General features: G+C 42.2%; 23 protein-coding genes and 1 riboswitch. Of the genes, 13 read left to right on the top strand and 10 right to left on the bottom strand.

All coding sequences use genetic code 11. From position 1 onward, the window contains the following. A complete protein-coding gene (locus K1F36_RS05710; protein WP_220112942.1) occupies window positions 1–528 on the bottom strand; it encodes an SRPBCC family protein in 528 nt (175 codons plus the stop codon). 44 nt (window positions 529–572) lie between these two features. Then, window positions 573–1226, bottom strand: a complete 654-nt coding sequence (locus K1F36_RS05705) for a TrmH family RNA methyltransferase (protein WP_220112941.1) — start codon at window positions 1224–1226, stop codon at window positions 573–575. An 80-nt stretch (window positions 1227–1306) separates the two neighbouring features. Here K1F36_RS05705 and K1F36_RS05700 point away from each other — a divergent pair, with 80 nt between their 5' ends. The 4 genes from K1F36_RS05700 to K1F36_RS05685 all read left to right on the top strand — a co-directional run bounded on the left by K1F36_RS05700 (window position 1307) and on the right by K1F36_RS05685 (window position 5034). Continuing rightward, window positions 1307–2314, top strand: coding sequence for a glycoside hydrolase family 43 protein (locus tag K1F36_RS05700; RefSeq protein WP_258538949.1), 1008 nt, complete (start codon window positions 1307–1309; stop codon window positions 2312–2314). A gap of 28 nt (window positions 2315–2342) precedes the next feature. After that, window positions 2343–3482 (top strand): amidohydrolase, encoded by a 1140-nt coding sequence (locus tag K1F36_RS05695; protein WP_220112940.1) that lies wholly within the window; start codon window positions 2343–2345, stop codon window positions 3480–3482. A gap of 96 nt (window positions 3483–3578) precedes the next feature. Continuing rightward, window positions 3579–4334, top strand: coding sequence for a DJ-1/PfpI family protein (locus tag K1F36_RS05690; protein ID WP_220112939.1), 756 nt, complete (start codon window positions 3579–3581; stop codon window positions 4332–4334). A gap of 7 nt (window positions 4335–4341) precedes the next feature. Next, entirely contained in the window at window positions 4342–5034 is a 693-nt protein-coding gene (locus K1F36_RS05685; RefSeq protein WP_220112938.1) for an SIR2 family NAD-dependent protein deacylase, read from the top strand. Here the strand turns inward: K1F36_RS05685 and K1F36_RS05680 are convergent. Next, on the bottom strand, window positions 5024–5476 hold the full coding sequence (locus K1F36_RS05680; RefSeq protein WP_220112937.1) for a heme-binding domain-containing protein: 453 nt from the start codon (window positions 5474–5476) through the stop codon (window positions 5024–5026). The genes K1F36_RS05685 and K1F36_RS05680 overlap by 11 nt on opposite strands. A 36-nt stretch (window positions 5477–5512) precedes the next feature. On the opposite strand from K1F36_RS05680, the gene K1F36_RS05675 reads away from it, so the two are divergent. Next, window positions 5513–6085 carry an adenylosuccinate lyase gene (locus K1F36_RS05675; RefSeq protein WP_220112936.1) on the top strand — a complete coding sequence of 191 codons (573 nt, stop codon included), beginning with the start codon at window positions 5513–5515 and terminating at the stop codon, window positions 6083–6085. 46 nt (window positions 6086–6131) lie between these two features. Then, window positions 6132–7475, top strand: coding sequence for an adenylosuccinate lyase (purB, locus tag K1F36_RS05670; protein ID WP_220112935.1), 1344 nt, complete (start codon window positions 6132–6134; stop codon window positions 7473–7475). 61 nt (window positions 7476–7536) lie between these two features. Here purB and K1F36_RS05665 read toward each other — a convergent pair whose 3' ends face one another. The 5 genes from K1F36_RS05665 to K1F36_RS05645 form a co-directional block, all read right to left on the bottom strand. Next, on the bottom strand, window positions 7537–8352 hold the full coding sequence (locus K1F36_RS05665; protein WP_220112934.1) for a mechanosensitive ion channel family protein: 816 nt from the start codon (window positions 8350–8352) through the stop codon (window positions 7537–7539). 138 nt (window positions 8353–8490) lie between these two features. Next, window positions 8491–9030 carry a DUF4252 domain-containing protein gene (locus K1F36_RS05660; protein ID WP_220112933.1) on the bottom strand — a complete coding sequence of 180 codons (540 nt, stop codon included), beginning with the start codon at window positions 9028–9030 and terminating at the stop codon, window positions 8491–8493. A gap of 114 nt (window positions 9031–9144) precedes the next feature. Further along, window positions 9145–9684, bottom strand: coding sequence for a DUF4252 domain-containing protein (locus K1F36_RS05655; RefSeq protein ID WP_220112932.1), 540 nt, complete (start codon window positions 9682–9684; stop codon window positions 9145–9147). Window positions 9685–9697: 13 nt separating this feature from the next. Beyond that, window positions 9698–10132 (bottom strand): hypothetical protein, encoded by a 435-nt coding sequence (locus K1F36_RS05650; RefSeq protein WP_220112931.1) that lies wholly within the window; start codon window positions 10130–10132, stop codon window positions 9698–9700. Next, window positions 10119–10628, bottom strand: coding sequence for an RNA polymerase sigma factor (locus K1F36_RS05645; RefSeq protein WP_207033049.1), 510 nt, complete (start codon window positions 10626–10628; stop codon window positions 10119–10121). Before K1F36_RS05645 ends, K1F36_RS05650 begins: the two co-directional genes overlap by 14 nt. 210 nt (window positions 10629–10838) lie before the next feature. Between K1F36_RS05645 and K1F36_RS05640 the strand changes: the two genes are divergently transcribed. Continuing rightward, window positions 10839–12332: a S41 family peptidase gene (locus tag K1F36_RS05640; protein WP_220112930.1), complete on the top strand. Its 1494-nt coding sequence runs from the start codon at window positions 10839–10841 to the stop codon at window positions 12330–12332. 32 nt (window positions 12333–12364) lie between these two features. On the opposite strand, the gene K1F36_RS05635 is transcribed toward K1F36_RS05640, so the two are convergent. Beyond that, entirely contained in the window at window positions 12365–14227 is a 1863-nt protein-coding gene (locus K1F36_RS05635; protein WP_220112929.1) for a TonB-dependent receptor plug domain-containing protein, read from the bottom strand. A 69-nt stretch (window positions 14228–14296) separates the two neighbouring features. Continuing rightward, window positions 14297–14519: riboswitch (cobalamin riboswitch) on the bottom strand. 55 nt (window positions 14520–14574) lie between these two features. Here K1F36_RS05635 and K1F36_RS05630 point away from each other — a divergent pair. The 6 genes from K1F36_RS05630 (at window position 14575) to K1F36_RS05605 (ending at window position 20003) form a co-directional block, all read left to right on the top strand. Further along, window positions 14575–15726, top strand: a complete 1152-nt coding sequence (locus K1F36_RS05630; RefSeq protein WP_220112928.1) for an ABC transporter substrate-binding protein — start codon at window positions 14575–14577, stop codon at window positions 15724–15726. Then, a complete protein-coding gene (locus K1F36_RS05625; RefSeq protein WP_220112927.1) occupies window positions 15727–16758 on the top strand; it encodes a FecCD family ABC transporter permease in 1032 nt (343 codons plus the stop codon). Further along, on the top strand, window positions 16758–17537 hold the full coding sequence (locus K1F36_RS05620; RefSeq protein WP_220112926.1) for an ABC transporter ATP-binding protein: 780 nt from the start codon (window positions 16758–16760) through the stop codon (window positions 17535–17537). Before K1F36_RS05625 ends, K1F36_RS05620 begins: the two co-directional genes overlap by 1 nt. A 146-nt stretch (window positions 17538–17683) precedes the next feature. Then, window positions 17684–18997: a DNA recombination protein RmuC gene (locus K1F36_RS05615; protein ID WP_220112925.1), complete on the top strand. Its 1314-nt coding sequence runs from the start codon at window positions 17684–17686 to the stop codon at window positions 18995–18997. A gap of 11 nt (window positions 18998–19008) precedes the next feature. Continuing rightward, entirely contained in the window at window positions 19009–19374 is a 366-nt protein-coding gene (locus K1F36_RS05610; RefSeq protein WP_220112924.1) for a 6-phosphogluconate dehydrogenase, read from the top strand. Window positions 19375–19457: 83 nt separating this feature from the next. Next, complete coding sequence (locus K1F36_RS05605) at window positions 19458–20003, top strand: acyl-CoA thioesterase (RefSeq protein ID WP_207033040.1); 546 nt, start codon at window positions 19458–19460, stop codon at window positions 20001–20003. Here K1F36_RS05605 and pgl read toward each other — a convergent pair. Next, window positions 19984–20709: a 6-phosphogluconolactonase gene (pgl, locus tag K1F36_RS05600; protein WP_220112923.1), complete on the bottom strand. Its 726-nt coding sequence runs from the start codon at window positions 20707–20709 to the stop codon at window positions 19984–19986. The two genes, K1F36_RS05605 and pgl, sit on opposite strands and share 20 nt — an antisense overlap. Window positions 20710–20763 lie beyond the last annotated feature (54 nt).

Raw genomic sequence — 20763 nt, 5'->3', positions numbered from 1 at the left:
TTAATTATTTTCTAAAATTTCCTTCAAACTTGCCAGACCTTCTTCAAAATCCTTTCCAACAGCTTTGTCCATGCTCATGAACAGCATCATTATACTCATGGGGAATACATTCTTTCCCGAGAATCCCCAAATAACTTTGGTTCTATCACTCCCAACCTCTACAGTTTCTATATAAGCATCCGAAGTGGATTTAAAAGGTTTTAAAAACCTAAGTTCACTTTCAATACGTTTACCTTCAACGATTTTGGTAATCTCCTGCTCCCCTTCGCCCACTTGTTTATTTCCTTTCCAATAACTGAGAGCACCCACTTGACCATCTGTACCTGTAAATTCCTGATGCATATTGGGGTCACGTTTGGCCCACGGGGACCACTCATCCTGATTCTTCAAAGATTTGAGATAGTTAAAAACCTCATTTTTGGGCCGTTTAATTTCGATGGAACGGGAAACATTATAATTTTTTGGTGCAATGGCGGCCAGCAAAAGAAGAAGCGCGGCTATTGCCAAGACAATATAAAGTATTAGCATAACTGTGTAATTGATTGATTAACAACTAAAAGTACAAAAATAATTTACTCCACCAGATATCTTTTTATGATACCATCCACGTTTTTAATGGATTTTTTGGTCCAATCCAACCGTTTCTCAAGCATCTCTATATCAGATAATTGCCATTCAACTTGAGAGTTGCGCACTTTTTGGGCCAATTGCTGTATGATGATAGCTGCGGAGACGGATACATTCAGACTCTCGGAAAAACCCACCATCGGAATTTTAAGAAAACCATCTGCTTGCTCCATTACCTCCTTGGACAGCCCCTTTCTCTCCGTACCAAAAAAGATGGCGGACTTCTCCAAAGGAGAAAAGTCGGGCAACAGCGTGGAATCGTTGTGAGGTGTAGTAGCGATTATTTGATAACCATCTTCCCTCAATTTGGAAATGCAATCAGCTACATTTTTATAGCGGTACACGTCCACCCATTGCTCCGCACCCATGGCAATATTCTTGTCCAAACGTTTACCAAAACGACTTTCTACTACATGAATGTCTTGGACTCCAAAAGCATCGCAACTACGTAGAATCGCACTGGTATTGTGCAATTGATATACATCTTCGACCGCTACCGTGATATGCCTCGTTCGTTGCTGAAGTACTTCCAAAAAACGCCGCTTTCGCTCTTCGGTCAGGTAGGTTTCCAAATATGTCAACAAGTCATTATCAAACATAAAACCAAGATAGGAAAAATTGGAAATGTTATCTTAGTTACAAATTAATGCCTTATACCCTAAAACGAATTCAACTATCAATGAGCACCAAATATCTTTACCTTCTCAGTTATATTCTATTGGCAACATCCATGAGCGCACAAGAAGTCAACAAAAAACAAAACAACCCAATTTTTGAAGGATGGTATGCCGACCCCGAAGGAATCGTATTTGGGGACACCTATTGGGTCTACCCTACCTTTTCGGATGATTATGATAAGCAACTTCATTTTGATGCATTTTCATCCAAGGATTTGGTGAATTGGGAAAAGCACGAGCGTATTTTGGACACGACCAAAATCAAATGGTTGAGACAGGCACTTTGGGCGCCATCCATTATTGAAAAGGACAATAAGTATTACTTATTCTTTGGTGCCAACGACATTCAACGGCCCGGAAGAAGTTCCTACGACCCCAATAACGACATCAATCATTATGGAGGCATTGGTGTAGCTGTAGCAGACAATCCAGGTGGACCCTTTGAAGATCATTTGGGCGAACCATTGATTTCCGACTTCTATAACAATGCACAACCTATTGACCAATTTGTTTTTAAAGATGCGGACGGCACTCATTATTTTTTCTACGGTGGATGGAGCCATTGCAACTTAGGGAAACTCAACGAAGATTTTACGGGCTTTGAGCCATGGGAAGATGGCAGTTTGTTCAAAGAAGTTACCCCGGAAGGTTATGTTGAGGGCCCATTTATGTTTTTGCGCAACGGCATCTATTATTTTATGTGGTCCGAAGGAAACTGGACCGATGGAAGTTACAAAGTGGCCTACGCCATGTCTGATAAGCCAACAGGTCCCTATAATCGTATTGGCACCATCCTGGAATCAAAGGAAGGAGATATCGCCACGGGTGCAGGGCATCATTCGGTAATCAATAAACCGGGCACGGATGATTGGATCATAGTTTATCACCGCAGGCCCATTCCCAATAAAGACCGTGACCATCGCGTAACCTGTATGGAAAAAATGGAATTCAATCCAGATGGGGCCATAAAACCGGTGATCATGACTTTTGAAGGAGTTGGAGGAGAATAATTCAAGACAACCCGCGAACACCCAACAAATGATTGAAAAGGATATACTTGATCTACGGCGCCTACTACATGCAAATCCCGATATATCCAATCAGGAATACGGCACAGCCGGATTGATCAAAAACTTTTTGGCACCATACCATCCCACGGAAATCATCGAAGGAATTGGTGGAGCTGGCTTGGCCGCCATCTACAAATTTCCGAAAAAAGGCCCCACCGTGGCCATTCGTTGCGAACTTGATGCCCTGCCGATACTGGAAATCAATTCCTTCAACCACAAATCGACAAAAAAAGGCATATCCCATAAATGCGGTCACGACGGGCATATGGCCATTGTTTCCGCCCTAGCACCATGGTTAGATCATAAACCTTTGGCTTGCGGCACGGTCGTACTGCTGTTTCAGCCCGCGGAAGAAACGGGAGAGGGTGCCAAACGGCTCATAGAGGATGAAAAATTCAAAAAAATACATCCCGACTACGTTTTTGCGCTTCACAATATTCCCAAGGAGCCAATGCACAGCATCATTTTAATGGACAATGGGTTTTCTGCGGAAGTTCAGAGTGTCATCATCAAAGTAAAAGGAAAGGAATCCCACGCCTCGAAACCTGAAAATGGAATAAACCCTGCCTTGGGCATTTCTAAAATCATCCAAAAAATATCGGAACTCAACGTTCCAGAGCCATCCGATTCCAGTTTTGCCCTTTTAACCCCGATACACATCAGCATGGGGCAAAAATCCTATGGAGTCTCTCCTGCGAACGGAGAGCTGCACTATACACTTCGGACATGGAGCACAGCCAAAATGGATGGATTGAAATCAAAACTCATCAAGCTGGTGGAGAAGATAAGCCATGAGCACAAACTACGGTATGAACTGGAATGGTTGGAACATTTTCCGGCCAGTTCTGTTGATAGTGAAAGTAATACATTTGTCCGACAAGCAGCAGAGGCAAATAATTTGTCCATAGTCCAAAGAAAAACGCCGTTCAAATTTGGGGAAGATTTTGGTTGGTTTTCCAAATCCTACAAAACTGCAATGTTCGGGGTAGGTTCAGGAGCTTCTACACCAGCTTTGCACAATGCTGATTATGAATTTCCCGATGAACTACTTTCAACTGGAGTTTCCATGTTCAAAAGCATAATCTTGAATATACTTTTAGAAAAATGACCCTTTTAAAAAATCTTCTTAAACCAGTTTAATTTTTGTTCAGGTTTTGATAGGTAACTTTGTGAAAGATAAATTTAACCCAATCAAAATAGAGATATGAAAACTCCTCTGGTTCTATTGCTCGTTGTTTTACTTTCTAGCTGTAATACCAATAAGTCCGAAAACTCAGTTAAAGGTGACCTATCCGAAAATCAGTCCTCCGGAATCCAATCGGATACATTGACCAAACACTTAAAGCCATTCAAGGAAAACTTGCCCACAATCGGACTTTTAATGTATAACGGAGTACTTCAAAGCGAAGTTGTGGCAACCTCTGACGTATTTGCAAAACCTTCGGCGGATGGAGAACAACTTTTTAACGTGATCACAATAGCAGAGACAGAAAACCCGATAACCACTGAAGAAGGTATGCATTTTGTTCCCGATTACACTTTTGACAATTGCCCCAAATTGACCGCATTGTTTGTTCCCAGTGCTTACGATATGTATGCGCAGGTACACAATGAAAAAATCGTGGAATTCATCAAAAGAAAAAATGAAGAAACCCAATACACGGTAAGTAATTGTGCCGGCGCACAGCTGATTGGTAAGTCTGGAATTGCGGACGGCAAGAAAATTGTAACTTGGATAGGTGGCGGTGAACAGTTACAAAAGGATTATCCCAACTTAAAAGTTCAGGACGATAGTTTGGTAACTTTTGTGAAAGATGGTAAGTTTTACTCCTCCAATGGGAACTTGGCAAGTTATATATCCGCGTTGAATCTACTGGAAACCATGACAAGTAGTGAGCATCGTGATTTTGTTGAGAGTTATCTGTATTTGGACCGTCTTCAAAACTGGAACAGACCATAATTTAATTATGCCCAAACAAAAAATTGTAGTACTCACAGGAGCAGGAATGAGCGCCGAAAGCGGGCTTAAGACCTTTCGTGATGAAAACGGTCTTTGGGAAGGCCATGATTTGATGCAAGTAGCTACTCCGGAAGGCTTTGCCCGAAATCCTGAACTAGTGCTGGAATTTTACAATCAGCGAAGAAGGCAATTATTGGATGTTTCGCCCAACAAAGGCCATTTGGCCCTGGCTAAGCTGGAACAGGCGTTCGATGTGAGCATCATTACCCAAAATGTGGATAATCTTCACGAACAGGCCGGTAGCTCGCATGTGGTCCATTTGCACGGAGAATTGTTCAAAGTGCGGAGCACGATGGATAAAAACCATATATTGGATTGGAAAAAAGATTTGATTTTTGGCGATTTGGACGATAAGGGCCATCAATTGCGCCCACATATCGTATGGTTTGGCGAAATGGTCCCTATGTTGGAAACCGCTACCGAGATTACCCAACAAGCGGACATTTTGATTATAGTGGGCACCTCCATGCAGGTGTATCCTGCGGCGAGCTTGATTCATTACGCTCCGGCACAGATCCCGATGTACTTTGTGGATCCCAAGCCCAACATTCGGTCAGCGGATTTTTATAACCTGACCGTAATCCCCAAAACCGCGGCCGAAGGAGTTCCCCTATTGGTAAACGAGCTTTTCAATAATTAGCTCTGGCCTTGTTTGCCCAGGCCAACAATGCACTTATCTGGTCTTCGGACAAATTAGCGTCGGCATGGGTCCAAGTATATTCGTTCAAGGGCATTTTGCCTTCTTTCACCTCCTCGATCACTTCTTCCAGCTTGTGATCTTTCTTTTTGGAGTCATAATTTGCCCAATCGGAAAAATTTAAATGACGCTTTCCATCTTCAACATGATCGGCCAACCAATAAGAAACAGGAGCAATATTATTGTACCAAGGATATTCCGTGTTGGCGCTATGGCAGTCATAACAGGCTGTCTTTAAAATTTGTTTTACCTCAGCAGAGGGTTGGGTCTCTGTCTCAAAAACAGCTACATAATCACCTTTAGCCTTATTTTTTTCGGGACGGTAAAATTGCATCCCGATCAGTACGATCAAGAGGACAATTGCTATTTTTTTTACTATTTTCATTTTTTCCTTGGATTTACATAAATGTATTGATTTTTTGTGACAGAAGAACAGCTTTATACCGCACTTGATTCCGGCAGGATATCAAAATCCCAGATAGATGGCTTGGTGCTTCAATTGGAAGAACACCCCCAATTGGCACCTGGACTTTTTAGGCTTGTTTTGATGGAAGATAGAGAAGGAACCTTCAACGCAAGCTGGACCTTTGATCATTTGATGCGTAAGCAACTCATTTTTCTAATCCCCTTTATTGATGAGTTTACAAATGGATTGGCCGAATTAAAGTCCGAATCCTGTGTCCGCCCCATTGCCCATGTGTGCGAAATGTTATGTGAGGCCTATTTTAAGAAAAAGCAGTCGCTTTTTGTTGAAAATGTAAAGGATAAACATTTGGAGAATATTGTTACCGCTTGTTTTGATTGGCTCATCGGCCCCATGAATGTGGCGCCCAAGGTTTTTGCCATGACCAGTCTTTACTATCTGGGGCTAAAATTTGATTGGGTCCATCCCGAACTCAAACAGGTTTTGGAAGTCAATTATACCGCAGGGACCACAGGATACAAAAACAGGGCGAAAAAAACTCTGGATAAGTTGGCCCAATTGGAGGTCTAAACTGGCACGTTTAAGTATCTTTGTTCCTTTCAAAATTTTCTTGACCATGTCATTGACACCACTAAACGCCATTTCGCCGATCGACGGCAGATATAGAAACAAAACCAAAGCCTTAAAAGACTACTTTTCGGAGGAAGCACTGATCAAATACCGCGTTCAAGTAGAGATTGAATACTTTATCGCGCTCTGTGAAATCCCATTGCCACAATTAGCGGATTTCAACAGGGCTCTCTTTCCGAATCTACAGGCAATCTACCAAGAGTTTTCTACGGCAGATGCAAAGGCCATCAAGGATATTGAAAAAACTACCAATCACGATGTAAAAGCCGTGGAATACTTCATAAAACAAAAGTTTGATGCTTTAGACCTTCAGAAATATAAGGAGTTCATTCACTTTGGGCTGACTTCCCAAGACATAAACAACACGGCCATTCCTTTGTCAATCAAGGAGGCTATGAACGATGTGTACGTTCCTTCCTATTTGGAGGTTTTTGAAAAATTGAAGGAACTTGCCAAGGAATGGGAAACCATCCCCATGTTGGCCAGGACACACGGTCAGCCCGCTTCCCCTACCCGATTGGGCAAGGAAATCGACGTGTTTGTGGAGCGTTTTAAAGAGCAGTTCAATTTATTGAACGACATACCCAGCGCCTCTAAATTCGGTGGCGCTACGGGAAATTACAACGCACACAAGGTGGCCTATCCAAACAATGACTGGAGAGCCTTTGGAAAGCAGTTTGTACAGGAAAAATTGGGCTTGCACCACTCTTTCCCAACCACCCAAATTGAGCATTACGACCATATGGCCGCTTTGTTCGATTGCCTTAAACGCATCAATACCATTTTGATTGATTTGGATCGGGACTTTTGGACCTACATTTCCATGGATTACTTTAAGCAGAAAATCAAAAAAGGAGAAGTTGGCTCATCAGCCATGCCGCACAAGGTGAATCCTATAGATTTTGAAAACTCCGAAGGAAATTTGGGACTTGCCAATGCCATTTTTGAACATTTATCCGCCAAACTCCCGATTTCCAGATTACAACGTGATCTTACGGACAGTACCGTTTTGCGAAATGTGGGGGTTCCTTTTGCACATACCATTGTCGGGTTTAAATCCACTTTGAAGGGACTGAACAAACTGGTGCTGAACCAAGCCAAGTTCGAACAGGATCTGGAGGACAATTGGGCCGTGGTCGCCGAGGCCATTCAGACCATTTTACGAAGAGAGGGCTATCCCAACCCATACGAAGCATTAAAAGGTTTGACACGTACCAACGAGAAAATCAACCAAAAATCCATTGCCGATTTTATTGAAACTTTGGAGGTTTCGGATGCCATCAAAACAGAACTGAAACAAATTACCCCAGCGAATTACACTGGGGTGTAGTACTTGTTATTCCTACTAAGGCAGGAATAGTTAACTTTTGATGAGTTCAAGGGAGCAAAATTCATCCCTGTTTATGGATTTCCACTTGGTGTGGATATGGAATTTCAATTCCCGCCTCATCCAACGCAAGTTTACTGTTTTCATAGGTAGCAAAATAAACATCCCAATAATCCTCTGGTTTGCAATAGGGACGAACGGCAAAGTTCACGGAACTGTCCGCCAGTTCCAAAACATTTACGGAAGGTGCCGGATCTTTTAGCACTTTTTTGTTGGAGGTCAGCACCTTTAATAAAACTTCTTTGGTTTTTTTGATGTCTTCCCCATAACCAACACCAATTACGGTATCAACACGCATTTTTCCTTCCGCCGTATAGTTGATGATATTTCCGTTCGCCATGGCACCGTTGGGCACAATGGCCAGTCTGTTTTGAGGGGTCACCAGTTTTGTGGTAAAGATTTCGATGCCTTTTACTTTGCCCAAAACACCTTGGGCCTCGATAAGATCATCGATTTTATAAGGTTTAAAAATCATGATGAGGACTCCACCGGCAAAATTGGAGAGCGAGCCTTGCAGCGCCAAGCCCACAGCAAGCCCGGCAGCAGCGATTACTGCAGCAAAGGTGGTGACATCGACTCCCAAGCGGGAGATCACGATTATGATCAGAAAGATTTTTAAGGCCCAAGCAAATAGATTGAGCAGGAATTTTTGAAGTGACTGATCGTACTTACTTTTGGACATCACCTTTCGCGTTCCTTTGATGATCTTGTTTACCACCCACATTCCTACAAGATAAATGAGGATTGCGGTTACCAGTTTTGGGCCAAAATCCTTTGCCAGTTCAACTCCATAATCGAACCATTCTTGTGCTTTCTCCATGATGTTTTGGTTTTGTTAGTTTTCTTATTATGAGACACTAAGATACTAAACTAGGTCACTCATTTATTCGTTCGAAACATTCCAAAAACAAAAAGGGCGACCAATGTCGCCCTCCAATAGTTTATATTTTGATAAATCCTAGCCCTTTAGAAAGTCACCTATTTCGCCTAGCCCTTCTCCTTTATAATCGGATTTTTGGATGGCCTGCATTAATTGGATAATGTGTGCAGGGTTCATATTCTTGCCAAGCACTCGTACTAATGCAAAACCTTTATCCTCACTATCTCCATAAATGATCACCTCATCAATGGCATCTTCATCACCTAGGTATTTAATGACGCCCTTGCCATACTTTGAATTGATTTTCATCAGTTCCACAAAGTCATCACCTTTTAGGATCTCTCGAACCTTTTTCTTTTCAATTTCGTACTCTGCTTCATTATCGGCGTTCTTCTTAAAGGCCAATAAGTTGAATTTTCTCAAGGATTCAATGGCTTCCTTTTGTGTCGGATTCAAATCTACCGCGTCCATTTTAAGGATACTGGCAGGTACATCTATGGATAAAAAATTGGGGTTTTCCGAATTGTCCACATAATACTCCTGCAGACTTGGTTGCGAAGCACAGGAAGCCAGAAGCACTGCTCCGGCTACCAATACGGTTTTAATAATTTGTTTCATCTTTTTTGTTTTATTGATTGATTTTGTCAGCTAAAGATCAGTTGACAATAATTAGTTGGAATTTTATAAACTGTGTTACAATTTCCACCCGATTATTGTCAACCGATGTTGTGATCAATTCTTTTTACCTGCTTCGTTGAGCTCTTCGGGCAAGTTCATTTTTTTGGTCAATGAACTTATTTTGTTCAGGTCAATATCTCCGGTAAGGGATAAGATCACTGTCTCAAATTTATGTCCATTGGCCTCAACGTTGTTTATTCCGGTCACGAACATAAGCAGCTCGCTCACGTGGTCGGAATCCCTACCCTCTTTAATGTAGAATTTAGCATTGGCATCTTTGTCCTTTACTCTCATAAGTTCTTCCATTTTGGAAGATTTTAAGTAGCTGTCCACAGAGGATTTCATGTCTTCCCCTATTTTTTTGTTCTCGGTGGTAAACACCTTTAAGCTTTTTAGGCTGCTGGCGATATCCATAAAATCCCGTGCTTCTGGGTCGTCCACTTCTACATCGATTTTTGCGAGCAGATTGAACATACTTTTGTTCACCACTACGGATGTTACATCATCGAGGTCCTCAAACTTATCAAAAAGTGATTGTGAAAACCCTGCCAAAGGCAATAAAGCCATTACTGTGATTAAAATATACTTTTTCATGTTGTTACGTTTTTTAATTGTTGTTGTAAATTTTTTGTTTTGCTTCCTCAAACTCTTTTAGATAGGCCACTTTTTCTGTGCCTTTGTTAAAATTTTCCGCCAAGAGCTCAAAGGCCTTTTTGGTTTCTTCGTAGGCGTACTCCGCCTTTTCTTGTTCCAAGCGCTGTTCTTCTTGGTACTGATTTCCAAAATAAATGCCAAAGGTCAAAACTACTGCCGCTGCAATGGATAGCCACTTGTAATAGTTTACTCTAGGTTTTAATGGTACCTGTTTGGTGTACTTTTCTTCCTTGGCCATGGAAAAGTAGTTGAACATAGGTTTGTACTGCTCCAAGTGAGGGGCTACCTCGTCTTGAGAAAAATACTCCCTTAATGTTCTTTCTTCGCCCACTGTTGCAGTGGCCTCGAAATACTTTTCCAATATCTTTTCTATGTTACCCAATTCCATAGTTGTGTTTTTTTATTAATTCTTCCCTTACTGTTTTTCTGGCCCTCGACAGTGCTACGCGCACTGCAGTGGGTTTCATGTCCAATAGCTCGCATATCTCATCGAACTCGTATTGCTCTACATCCCGTAGCTGCAATATCATTTTTTGTTGTTCTGGCAGGTCTTCCATTATACGTTCCATCCAACTTACACTGTCCTCGGCCTCCAACTGTTTTTGCAAGGAGGTGTTTTCGTCGCTGTAGTTGCTGTGAACCAATTTTAGGTTTCCTGCTTGTTTGGACTTTAAACGGTCCAAGCAAAAGTTTTTGGTCATGGTCATGGCAAAAGCTTCTACGTTTTTGTACTTCTCCATCGACTCGTTCTTCGACCATAACTTCAACAAAATTTCTTGAGTGGCATCCTCCGCTTCTTCCCTGGAAACCAACAGGCGTTTTGCGAGCCTGTACAGTTTATCCTGAAATGGTAAAACCACATTTAAGAATTCTGTTTGTTTCATTGGTTGTTTTGTTGTTCAGTCTGTTAATTATCGGTCTACACTATCACGACGATACATATCGAAATTTGTTACAAAAAATTTGCCATCTCCTTATATAGCCCTATTTTGCAGGGTAAATTTACATGGTAATCCATGTGATATTACTCATCTAAACCTACACCAATAATCAATTTGGAACAAAATTTGAGTAAATTCAATAAAAATTAAGCTATGAAAAAGTATTCTTTCCTTTTTTTAGGATTGTCCTTGCTGTTGACCTCGTGCAGCAATGATGATAACGGTATCAAGCCCGGTCCAACCCCAGACCCGGACCCAACTGCAGATGTGGCTGCCCAAAATTTTATGTGGAAGGCTATGAACCTTTGGTATTTTTGGCAACCGGATGTGCCGGATCTGGCCGATACTCGCTTTTCCACCGATGCCGAGTACACGGCTTTTTTGGAATCTTATCCCGATCCTGAAAATTTTTATTACAGCATTTGCAACAACCATGAGAGAATAGTAGGCGAAGAAAATGCCATAGATCGATTTAGTTTCGCAAATGAGGACTACAGCGAATTAGTGAACAGTCTTTCTGGAATATCACAAAGCAATGGACTTGAATTTGGTTTAAGACTTATTGGCAATTCCAGCGATGTTTTTGGATATGTTCAATACATCGTCCCAAATTCGGATGCCTCCACAAAAGATATCCAAAGAGGCGAGTTTTTTACACGGGTTGATGGTGTGCAACTAAACACTCAGAACTATATCAATCTTCTCTTTGGTGAAAATAGCACCTATACATTAGGAATGGCGACAGTATCGGACAACACTATTTCGGACAGTGCTAAAGAAGTTACCCTAACCAAAATAGAGAACCAAATCGAAGACCCAATATTAGTTGCCAAAACCTTGGACGTAAACGGTACCAAAGTGGCCTATTTGATGTACAACCGCTTTTTGAGCAGCTTCAATGAGGATTTAAACGATGCTTTCGCCCAATTTAAGGCGGATGGTGCTACAGAGTTGGTATTGGACATGCGTTACAATCCGGGCGGCTCCGTGAATACTTCTCGCCTTTTGGCCAGTATGATCTATGGTACCAACACCAGTGATGTTTATATCAAACAGCGTTGGAACGCTAAGATTCAAGCTGAATTTTCTGATGAATTTTTAACGGATTATTTTGCGAGTTCAACTGGTGCTAGTGCAATCAACACTTTGAATTTGAGCCGTGTTTTTGTTTTGGCTACCGGCGATTCTGCCTCTGCCAGTGAATTGGTCATGAATGGCCTTGACCCTTATATAGATGTGATTCATATCGGTACAACCACTCGCGGAAAAAATGAATTTTCCATTACCTTGGTCGATGATTTAGAAAACAGCTATATATACAGTGAAAATAGAGAGGGTAAAATTAATCCAGATAACAGTTGGGGATTGCAACCTTTGGTAGGCAGAAATGAAAATGCAGATGGATTCTACGATTACACCAGTGGCTTGGTTCCAGATATTGCACTTAGCGAAGATCTGACCAATCTCGGTGTGTTGGGCGACCCAAACGAGCCTCTATTGGCACGCGCCCTAGAAGAAATTTCTGGAATATCTTCTAAAATAGACTTTACGGTGGAAATGCCAGTTGAGAACTTCGACAGTTCCAGAATGCATAATCCATTAAAAGATAATATGTATTTGGAAAAGCCTTTGCAGTTGAACAAATAATAAAAAAGCGGCCTATCGGCCGCTTTTCTTTTTTAAAGGTTCAGGTTAAGACCAACCCTAAAGTTTCTTCCTCGGGTGGTGAACCCAAGCAATTCCCTATAATCTTCATTCAATAAGTTGTCCGCATTTACGAACACATTGAGTTTGTTCTTGATCAGTTCGTGCCTTATGGAAAAGTTCAACAAGGAAAACGGTTCCAAAGCAATATCGGTATAGGTCGCAAAATCCGTATCAAAACGTTCGCCGGTATAAGCATAGCTTAATGATGTGTTCGTACTTTCACAAAACTGATACCACAGCGATACATTCGCCTTGTGCTTGGGAATACGGATGGCATTGTCCCCTTTCCGCTCCGTGAAGGTATAATTGGCATTCACGCTAAGCTTGCTCCAAGGCAACCAAGTAGCTTCCACCTCTAACCCATTGGCATCGATTTCATCAGCCACATTAATGCTCATAAAATTGGCGTCATACCCAATGGCATTGGTCTCGTTTCTATCAAAATAGACCGTGCTGATTCGGAAAGTTCGGTCCAGTTTGAATTCCACCCCCCCTTCAAGCGTTGTATTCTCCTCTGGTTCCAAATCAGGATTTCCGCCAAAAGCACCAAACAATTGCGTTAAATTAGGGGTGATGTACGATGTGGCATAAGACCCCATCAATTTTACATACCCCTTTTCCGTATCAAATACATAGGATGGGTTCACATTGTACACAAAATGGCTTCCATATTCGGAATGATTGTTCAGTCTGGCACCCGCATTCAAGTTCAGACCAAAATCCGAAACATAGACTACATTGGCATAAGGATCCACAATGGTAAAATCCACCTCTTCTGCAAAAATGGCCTCATCCTTTATGTAGTTCACCCCCAAAATAGTATGGAATTGCTCCGCAAAAACATATTTATTGTACACATCCAATACCCAATTGCTTCCTTCCGTCGTACTTTCACCAAAGGTGTCATTGGCCACGGACTCATAATCCGTGTAAGCCGCATTCAAGTGTACTGAACCTTTTCCATAGCCCAGCTCCGAAGAAAGACCAACGCGTTGTTGTTCGTTCTTACCCAAATTGGGGGCTTCGGCCAAAGTGGCATCGTATTCATTTTTAAACTTGGTCTGATTCCCATAAACCTGAACCCCAAAACTTTCCGAAAACTGATAGCCCAGCTTTACATTGGTACTGTAGTGGGAAAAAATATCCTCTTCATTCTCAGGTGTTACCGCTGCTGAGAGCCCGCTTTTATATCTATTGGAAAAATCGACCCCATAATTGAACTTGCCCAAAGTGCCGTTGACATTGGCGGAATTTTGAATGCTCCCGATATTATAATTCTGGTCATCGACAGTTTGATTGGTTCCCACACTCGTTTCAAAATTACCTGCAATCTTCTTTTCTGAACTCTTTTTTGTAGTGATGTTGATTACGGCCGTAACCGCATTGGTACCATAAAGTGTACTGGCAGCCCCTTTAATGATCTCAATCGACTCGATAGTATTAGGAGAAAGCAAACGAAGATCGTACTCTGCCGAAAATGTGGAGGGGTCCGACACACGAACACCATCGATAATAATCAAAACCTGACGACCACGACCTCCTCGGGCATAAACCCCAAGAACGTCACCGTCCCTACCGCGACTCCCTGCAATCTCGATTCCGCTTTTGGTGTTGATGATTTCCGCAACCGTCCTGCCTTGGTTGCGCTGCATTTCTTCAGCAGTGATCTTGATCACTGTTTTTCCTGAGTTTTCTCTTTTCAACTCAAATTTTGAATCGCTTACAACAACCTCGTCCAGTTGCTGCACTTTAAGTGAATCTTGCGGTACATTTTGCGCAAAAATACCCTTACCCGCCAATAGGGCGGTAATCAACCATAAATGATTTTTTTTCATTTCGTTTAATTGAATAAACGGGAGAATAGTATGTGATGCATACGTAAACTTTTATCCCGAAAGTTTAACATTGTTTGTTTGAATTTGGCAGGTCTCCTGGCTTATGTAATGTTGTTCGCCCTTCCCATCCAAAAAAAATGGACAGTGGGTATGTAGTAAACAACATCCTCATTTAGAGGTGCCAAAACTAATTTGGCATACATTTACAGTTGCGGGAACAGCTCCAGTTTTGCACTGGATTCCCTTTTAATCCCACGGAAACTCCGTGCGAACCAAAATTCGGGGCCAAAGCTAATCAATCTGTTTAATCTTTTTCCGCAAAAATTAAATAATCTTACTTTTGACCCATGGCACAAAAACATCGATTAATTCTACCACTGGCTTTGCTTCTGGTAGCGCTGACGGGTTGTAAACAGGAAAAAAAGCAGCGACCCGTTCAAATTCAAGAAACAGCATCGAACATTACGTATGCAAAGGGCTTCACGGTAAAACAAGAAGGCGATATAACTCTTATTGAAGTCACCTCCGCTTGGCCAGGAGCCGACAATTTTACCTACGCCCTGGTTCCGAAGGAAAAATTGATAGCAATGTCCTTTCCAAGAGATGCCTACGATGCCATCATCGGCACTCCTGTTGAAAAAGTGGTGCTTACCTCCACCACCCACATTGAGCCCCTAAGGCAATTGGGCGAACTCAACACTTTTGTGGGTTTTCCCAATACGGATTACATTTCCTCTCCAGAGGCTCGAAAACTGGTGGAAAACGGACAAATCCAAAATCTGGGGATGAACGACATGCTCAATACCGAAATAGTACTTGCCATGAATCCAGAGCTTATTGTCGGGTTTAGCATCAACAATGAAAACAATGCATACGACATTATCAAAAAAGCGGGAACGCCCGTGGTATACAACGGTGATTGGGTAGAACACACCCCTTTGGGAAAAGCGGAATGGATCAAGTTCTTTGCACCTTTTTTTCAAAAGGAGACCTTGGGCGATAGTATTTTTTCAGAAGTTGCATCTTCTTACCTACAAGCCAAAGAATTGGCACAAAAAGCAAAGACCAAACCCACGGTTTTAACAGGTGGACTGTACAAAGACGTATGGTACGTAGCAGGCGGAAAAAGCTGGATGGCCAAATTTCTGGAGGATGCCAATGCCGATTATCTTTGGGCCGATAACAACGAAACGGGCAGCATAGGACTTAGTCTGGAATCGGTTTTGGAAAAAGCCCAAGACGCAGAATATTGGTTCAATCCGTCAGCCGAAACCAAGTATACCGAATTGGCCGAAGCCAATCCACACCATCAACAGTTTGATGCTTTCAAAAGCAAAAATGTGTTTTCCAATGCCATTGACAAAGGCGAAACGGGAGGGCTCATTTTTTATGAATCGGCCCCACATCGGCCCGATTTGGTTTTAAAAGATCTTATCAAAATACTGCATCCCGAACTATTGCCACAACACGAACTGCAATTCATAAAACCGTTACAATAAATGCAAGGAGGTCGAACATATCGGTTTTCGTTTTTACTGATGGTGCTCGCCTTGCTGTGTTCGTGGCTTTTGAACATCAGTTCGGGGTCGGTTACCATACCTTTTGCCGATATGTTGTCTACCCTATTCGGAGAAAGTCCTGAAATTGCTTCGTGGGAGTATATTATCTGGGATTATCGGGTACCTAAGGCATTCACATCCATTTTGGTGGGCGGGGGACTATCGTTAAGTGGCCTTTTGATGCAAACCTTGTTCAGAAATCCCTTGGCAGGCCCTTTTGTATTGGGTATCAGTTCTGGGGCCAGTTTGGGCGCCGCCTTACTTTTAATGGGCACATCCATTTTGGCAGGGTACACATCCCTTTCATTTTTGGGTGATATAACCCTATCCATCGCCTCAAGTTTTGGCAGTTTTTTGGTGCTTTTGATAGTAATGATCGTGGCCCAACGGGTAAAGGACACTATGGCCTTACTCATTATTGGGTTGATGTTCGGCAGCATCACTTCTGCAATTGTAAGCGTTCTGGCCTATTTTTCCAGTGCAGAGGATTTGCAGCGGTTTAATTTTTGGTCCTTCGGAAGCGTGGGCAATCTATCCGTAAATCAATTGTTTTTGTTGGGAAGCATCGTAGCTGTCGGCGTTTTCCTGAGTATTATCTCCATAAAATCGTTGAACGCCTTCCTTTTGGGAGAAAATTACGCGCAAAGCCTTGGTGTTTCCTTGAAAAAATCCCGATTGACCATCATTGTCGCCACCGGATTATTGGCAGGTGGAATCACTGCATTTGCAGGCCCCATTGCTTTTGTGGGCTTGGCCGTGCCGCATCTTACGCGTCAAATTTTCAATACGATGGAACACAAAGTGTTGATTCCCGCAGTGATGCTGTACGGTGCCATTCTAATGCTGTTGTGCGACACCTTGGCGCAACTGCCCAATTCCGCCAGCGTGTTGCCCATAAACGCCATTACATCCCTGGTAGGGGCTCCTGTGGTAATATGGCTCTTGGTCCGCAAACGTAAAATGATGTTCTGATGGCGAAAGGGAAGAAAAACATATTGTCCATTGCCGATTTGTCCATTGGATACGCTTCCAAAACCATAGCACAAAACATCAATTTTGATTTGGAAGCTGGAATCCTCTGTGGTGTTGTGGGCATTAACGGTATCGGAAAATCGACTTTACTGCGCACATTGGGGGGATTTCAGCCTAAACTTGATGGAAACATCCGGTTGAAAGACCAAAATCTGGAAAAATACACCTCCTCCGACCTATCCAAAGAACTTAGCGTGGTGTTGACAGAGCAGCCTGCTTCCAAAAACCTGACCGTACAAGAATTGATTGCCTTGGGGAGACAACCCTACACCAATTGGCTCGGTACTTTGACCAAGCAAGACAAGCAACAGATTGAAGCGAGTTTGGATGCCTTTTTATTGAAAGACCTACGGCACCGAAAATGTCACCAGCTTAGTGATGGGCAGTTACAGCGGGTGCTGGTGGCGCGAGCGATGGCACAGGACACTTCTTTGATTCTCTTGGATGAACCCACCACGCATTTGGATTTGTATCATAAAGTGCAGATTTTAAAAATGCTTCAAGAATTGGCCCACGACAAACAGAAAACCATCCTGTTCACTACCCACGAAATCGAATTGGCCATTCAGTTATGCGACCGCATATTGATTTTGGATGGAAAAGACAATCCTTTCGGAGACCCTTGCCAACTCATTGAACAAAAACATTTTGACCGTTTGTTTCCTTCGGAAATGGTGCAGTTTGATGCTAAAACGGGTTCGTTTAAAGTGAACAAGTAAAATTTCTGAGCGCCAACGGGCACTGAGCGTAGTCGAAGTGCATTTGGCAAACCTAATTCAATGAACAATATTGTGGATTTCTGCTTTCGCTGAAATGGCATATTTATCTTTATAATCCGTTATCTTTATCCTTCAGAATTTTTTTAATGGGCGCAGAACTTATCTATATCATTTTAGGCTTCATCATTACATTGGCCATTGGCCTGTTTGTGGGGATGTACATTCAAAAACTGAAGACCAAGTCAACAGAGAGTGTTTGGGAAAGCAAGGAAATCGAATTTAGAAAAACAGAGTCCTCACTGAAAGAGGAAATAAAGGAGATTCAAAACAGGAAATCTGAAATTGAAATCGCTCTGGCCAAAGAAGAATCCAAATCGGACAATCTGGAAGAAAAACTCTTGGAACAAAAACAGGAACTGGAAAAACTTCAGGAGAAATTCACCAAAGAATTTGAAAATCTGGCCAATAAGATTCTTGACGAAAAAAGCGAAAAGTTCACCAAGAGCAACAAAGAAAATATCGACAACATACTGGACCCGCTCAATAAAAAAATAAAAGAGTTTGAGGAAAAAGTAGTGAAATCCCAGCAGGAAAATTTTGGTCTGCACGCTGCTTTAAAACAACAATTATTGGATTTACGCAGTCAAAACCTGAAAATTACCCAAGAGGCGGAGAACTTGACCAAGGCCTTAAAAGGTGATAGCAAAATGCAAGGGAACTGGGGCGAGGTGATTTTGACACGTATTTTGGAGAAATCCGGCCTTACCAAAGACCGTGAATATACACTACAGGACAGTTTTAAGGACGAGGAAGGGAAAAGGTACCAGACCGATGTGCTGATTCATTTACCAGACGGCAAAAAAATGATTGTGGACAGCAAGGTTTCCATTGTTCATTTCGAAAGATACGTATCCGAAGAAGATGAAAAACAACGGGAAATCTACCTGAAACAACATATAGATTCCATTAAGAGGCATATAGAGGAGTTGAGCAAGAAGAACTATCAACTCTTGATTGACGAAAGCCCAGATACGGTCTTTATGTTCATACCAACGGAGCCTGCTTTTGCGATTGCCTCGGCTTTTGAGCCCAATTTATATGAGGATGCTTTTGTGAAAGACGTGATTATTGTTACGCCATCTACGCTTTTGGCCGCCTTAAAACTGGTGGACAACCTCTGGAAAAACGACAAACAAAAGCGATTTGCCATTGAAATTGCCACTGAAGCAGGCAAACTGTACGATTCCTTTACCAATTTGACCGATGAGCTTTTAAAAATCGGCAATCAGATTGGAACAGTTCAAAACACTTACCAAAGCACAATGAAAAAGCTAACAGGGCGTGGCAACCTGATCAAACGAGTGGAAAAACTTAAATCCTTGGGAGCCAAGGCCAGTAAGAGCATAGACGATAAATTGCTCAAGCGTGCATTGGATGACGATTTTGAAGAACTGAATTAGAAAACACTACCATGAAAAAATTCCTGATCATTTTTATCGCTGCCATTCTAGTTGGATTTGCAGGGTATTTTGCCTTTATCTATTATGTGCCCTATAGTGAGGGGTATCGTTCTGGGGAACTCATTAAATTCAGTAGAAAAGGGGTTTTGGTCAAGACCTGGGAAGGACAGATCAGCCAAGGGCTATCTGGCACCAATGTGTTTTCGTTCTCCGTGGAAGATGGCGAAAAGGAAATCATTGAAAAAATGAAGGAGTTCCAAGGTCAATACATCAAAGTCACTTACAAAGAACGCTACGCCACCTTTTTCTGGTTGGGCGACACCAAATATTTTATCACAGAAGTAAAGTCTGAAAAATCACCGATTTTTAGGAATTAGATAACACACCCCTAACCCCTCTTTTTAGAGGCGAAAACAATTTCCCTCCTGGGAAATAGAGATATGAAAAACCCCAACAACATATGAAAAAATTCAAATCATCCCGAGAAAGTAGGGTTTCCATCACCGAACTTATGCTGCCCTCCCACTCCAATTTTGGTGGCAAGGTGCACGGTGGGCACATTCTCAATCTTATGGACCAAATAGCCTTTGCCTGTGCCTCCAAACATTCACAAAGCTATTGCGTAACGGCTTCGGTAAATCGTGTGGATTTTCTAAATCCTATTGAAGTGGGCGAACTGGCCACACTAAAAGCATCCATCAACTATACTGGGAAAACTTCTATGGTCGTGGGTGTACGGGTTGAATCGGAAAATATAACCACAGGAGAGGTAAAGCATTGCAATTCCTCCTATTTTACCATGGTGGCCAAAGGAAAGGATGGAAAGAACAAAACAGTTCCAGGGCTTATACTAAAGACCAAGCAGGATATTCGTCGTTTCGCACGCAGCAAGGAACGCAAGCAATCCGCCTTTAAGCGGGATAGCAAATACGAGTCCAACAACTTTAAAGTAAACGAGTATTTGGAATTTTTACAGGGCGAAAACGTTAAGATGGATTTTGATTAAGCATAGAAGCAGCCTCCTCATCCAAAAACCACACTAAATTCCCTGAGGACGGGTTGACCAAGGATGCAGGATAGGCATCGGAACCTTCGGTTTTTTCTATAACAGCTTCCACTTTTTCGGCTTTGGATGCCCCTGTGACCAAAAAAGCGACTTCTTTGGCGGTATTAATAACTTTTCCGTTGATGGAAACTCGTTTTTGTCCTGAATCGGGATGCGTTGCTACTACACAATGATCTTCAGCATCCCAAAGTGCAATTTCGTGCGGGAAGATGGATGCCGTGTGACCGTCATCGCCCATACCCAAGATTACCAAATCAAATTGGGGCACCTTATCAACCCTGTCCAAATTTATTTCCAGTAGATTGGCATAACGCAATGCTTCATTAACGGGGTCTTTTTCGCCCAAAATTCTATGGATGTTCGCTTCGGGCACATCAATCTTGGAAAAAAGGTGCTCCACCGTCATTTTATAGTTGCTCTCATCATCCGAAGGAGGGACACAACGTTCGTCCCCCCAATAAAAATGTACTTTACTCCAATCTACCTTACCGGCAAAATTATCCGCCAGTACATCAAAAACGATTTTTGGGGTGCTTCCTCCGGACAACGCCACATGAAAAGTAGCTCTATCTTTCAACTGATCTACAAAATAGCTGGAAAATTGCTTAGCCACCTCTTGTTTATCCTTATATATTTTTAAATCCATCTTGAATTAATTAGTTGTTCTCGACTGCGATTGAACTGACATATTTTTTCCTGA

Origin of the sequence: Flagellimonas abyssi, assembly GCF_019457905.1 — a bacterium.
GTDB classification, from domain to species: Bacteria; Bacteroidota; Bacteroidia; order Flavobacteriales; family Flavobacteriaceae; genus Flagellimonas; species Flagellimonas abyssi.
This window is presented reverse-complemented; position numbering and strand designations above follow the sequence as displayed.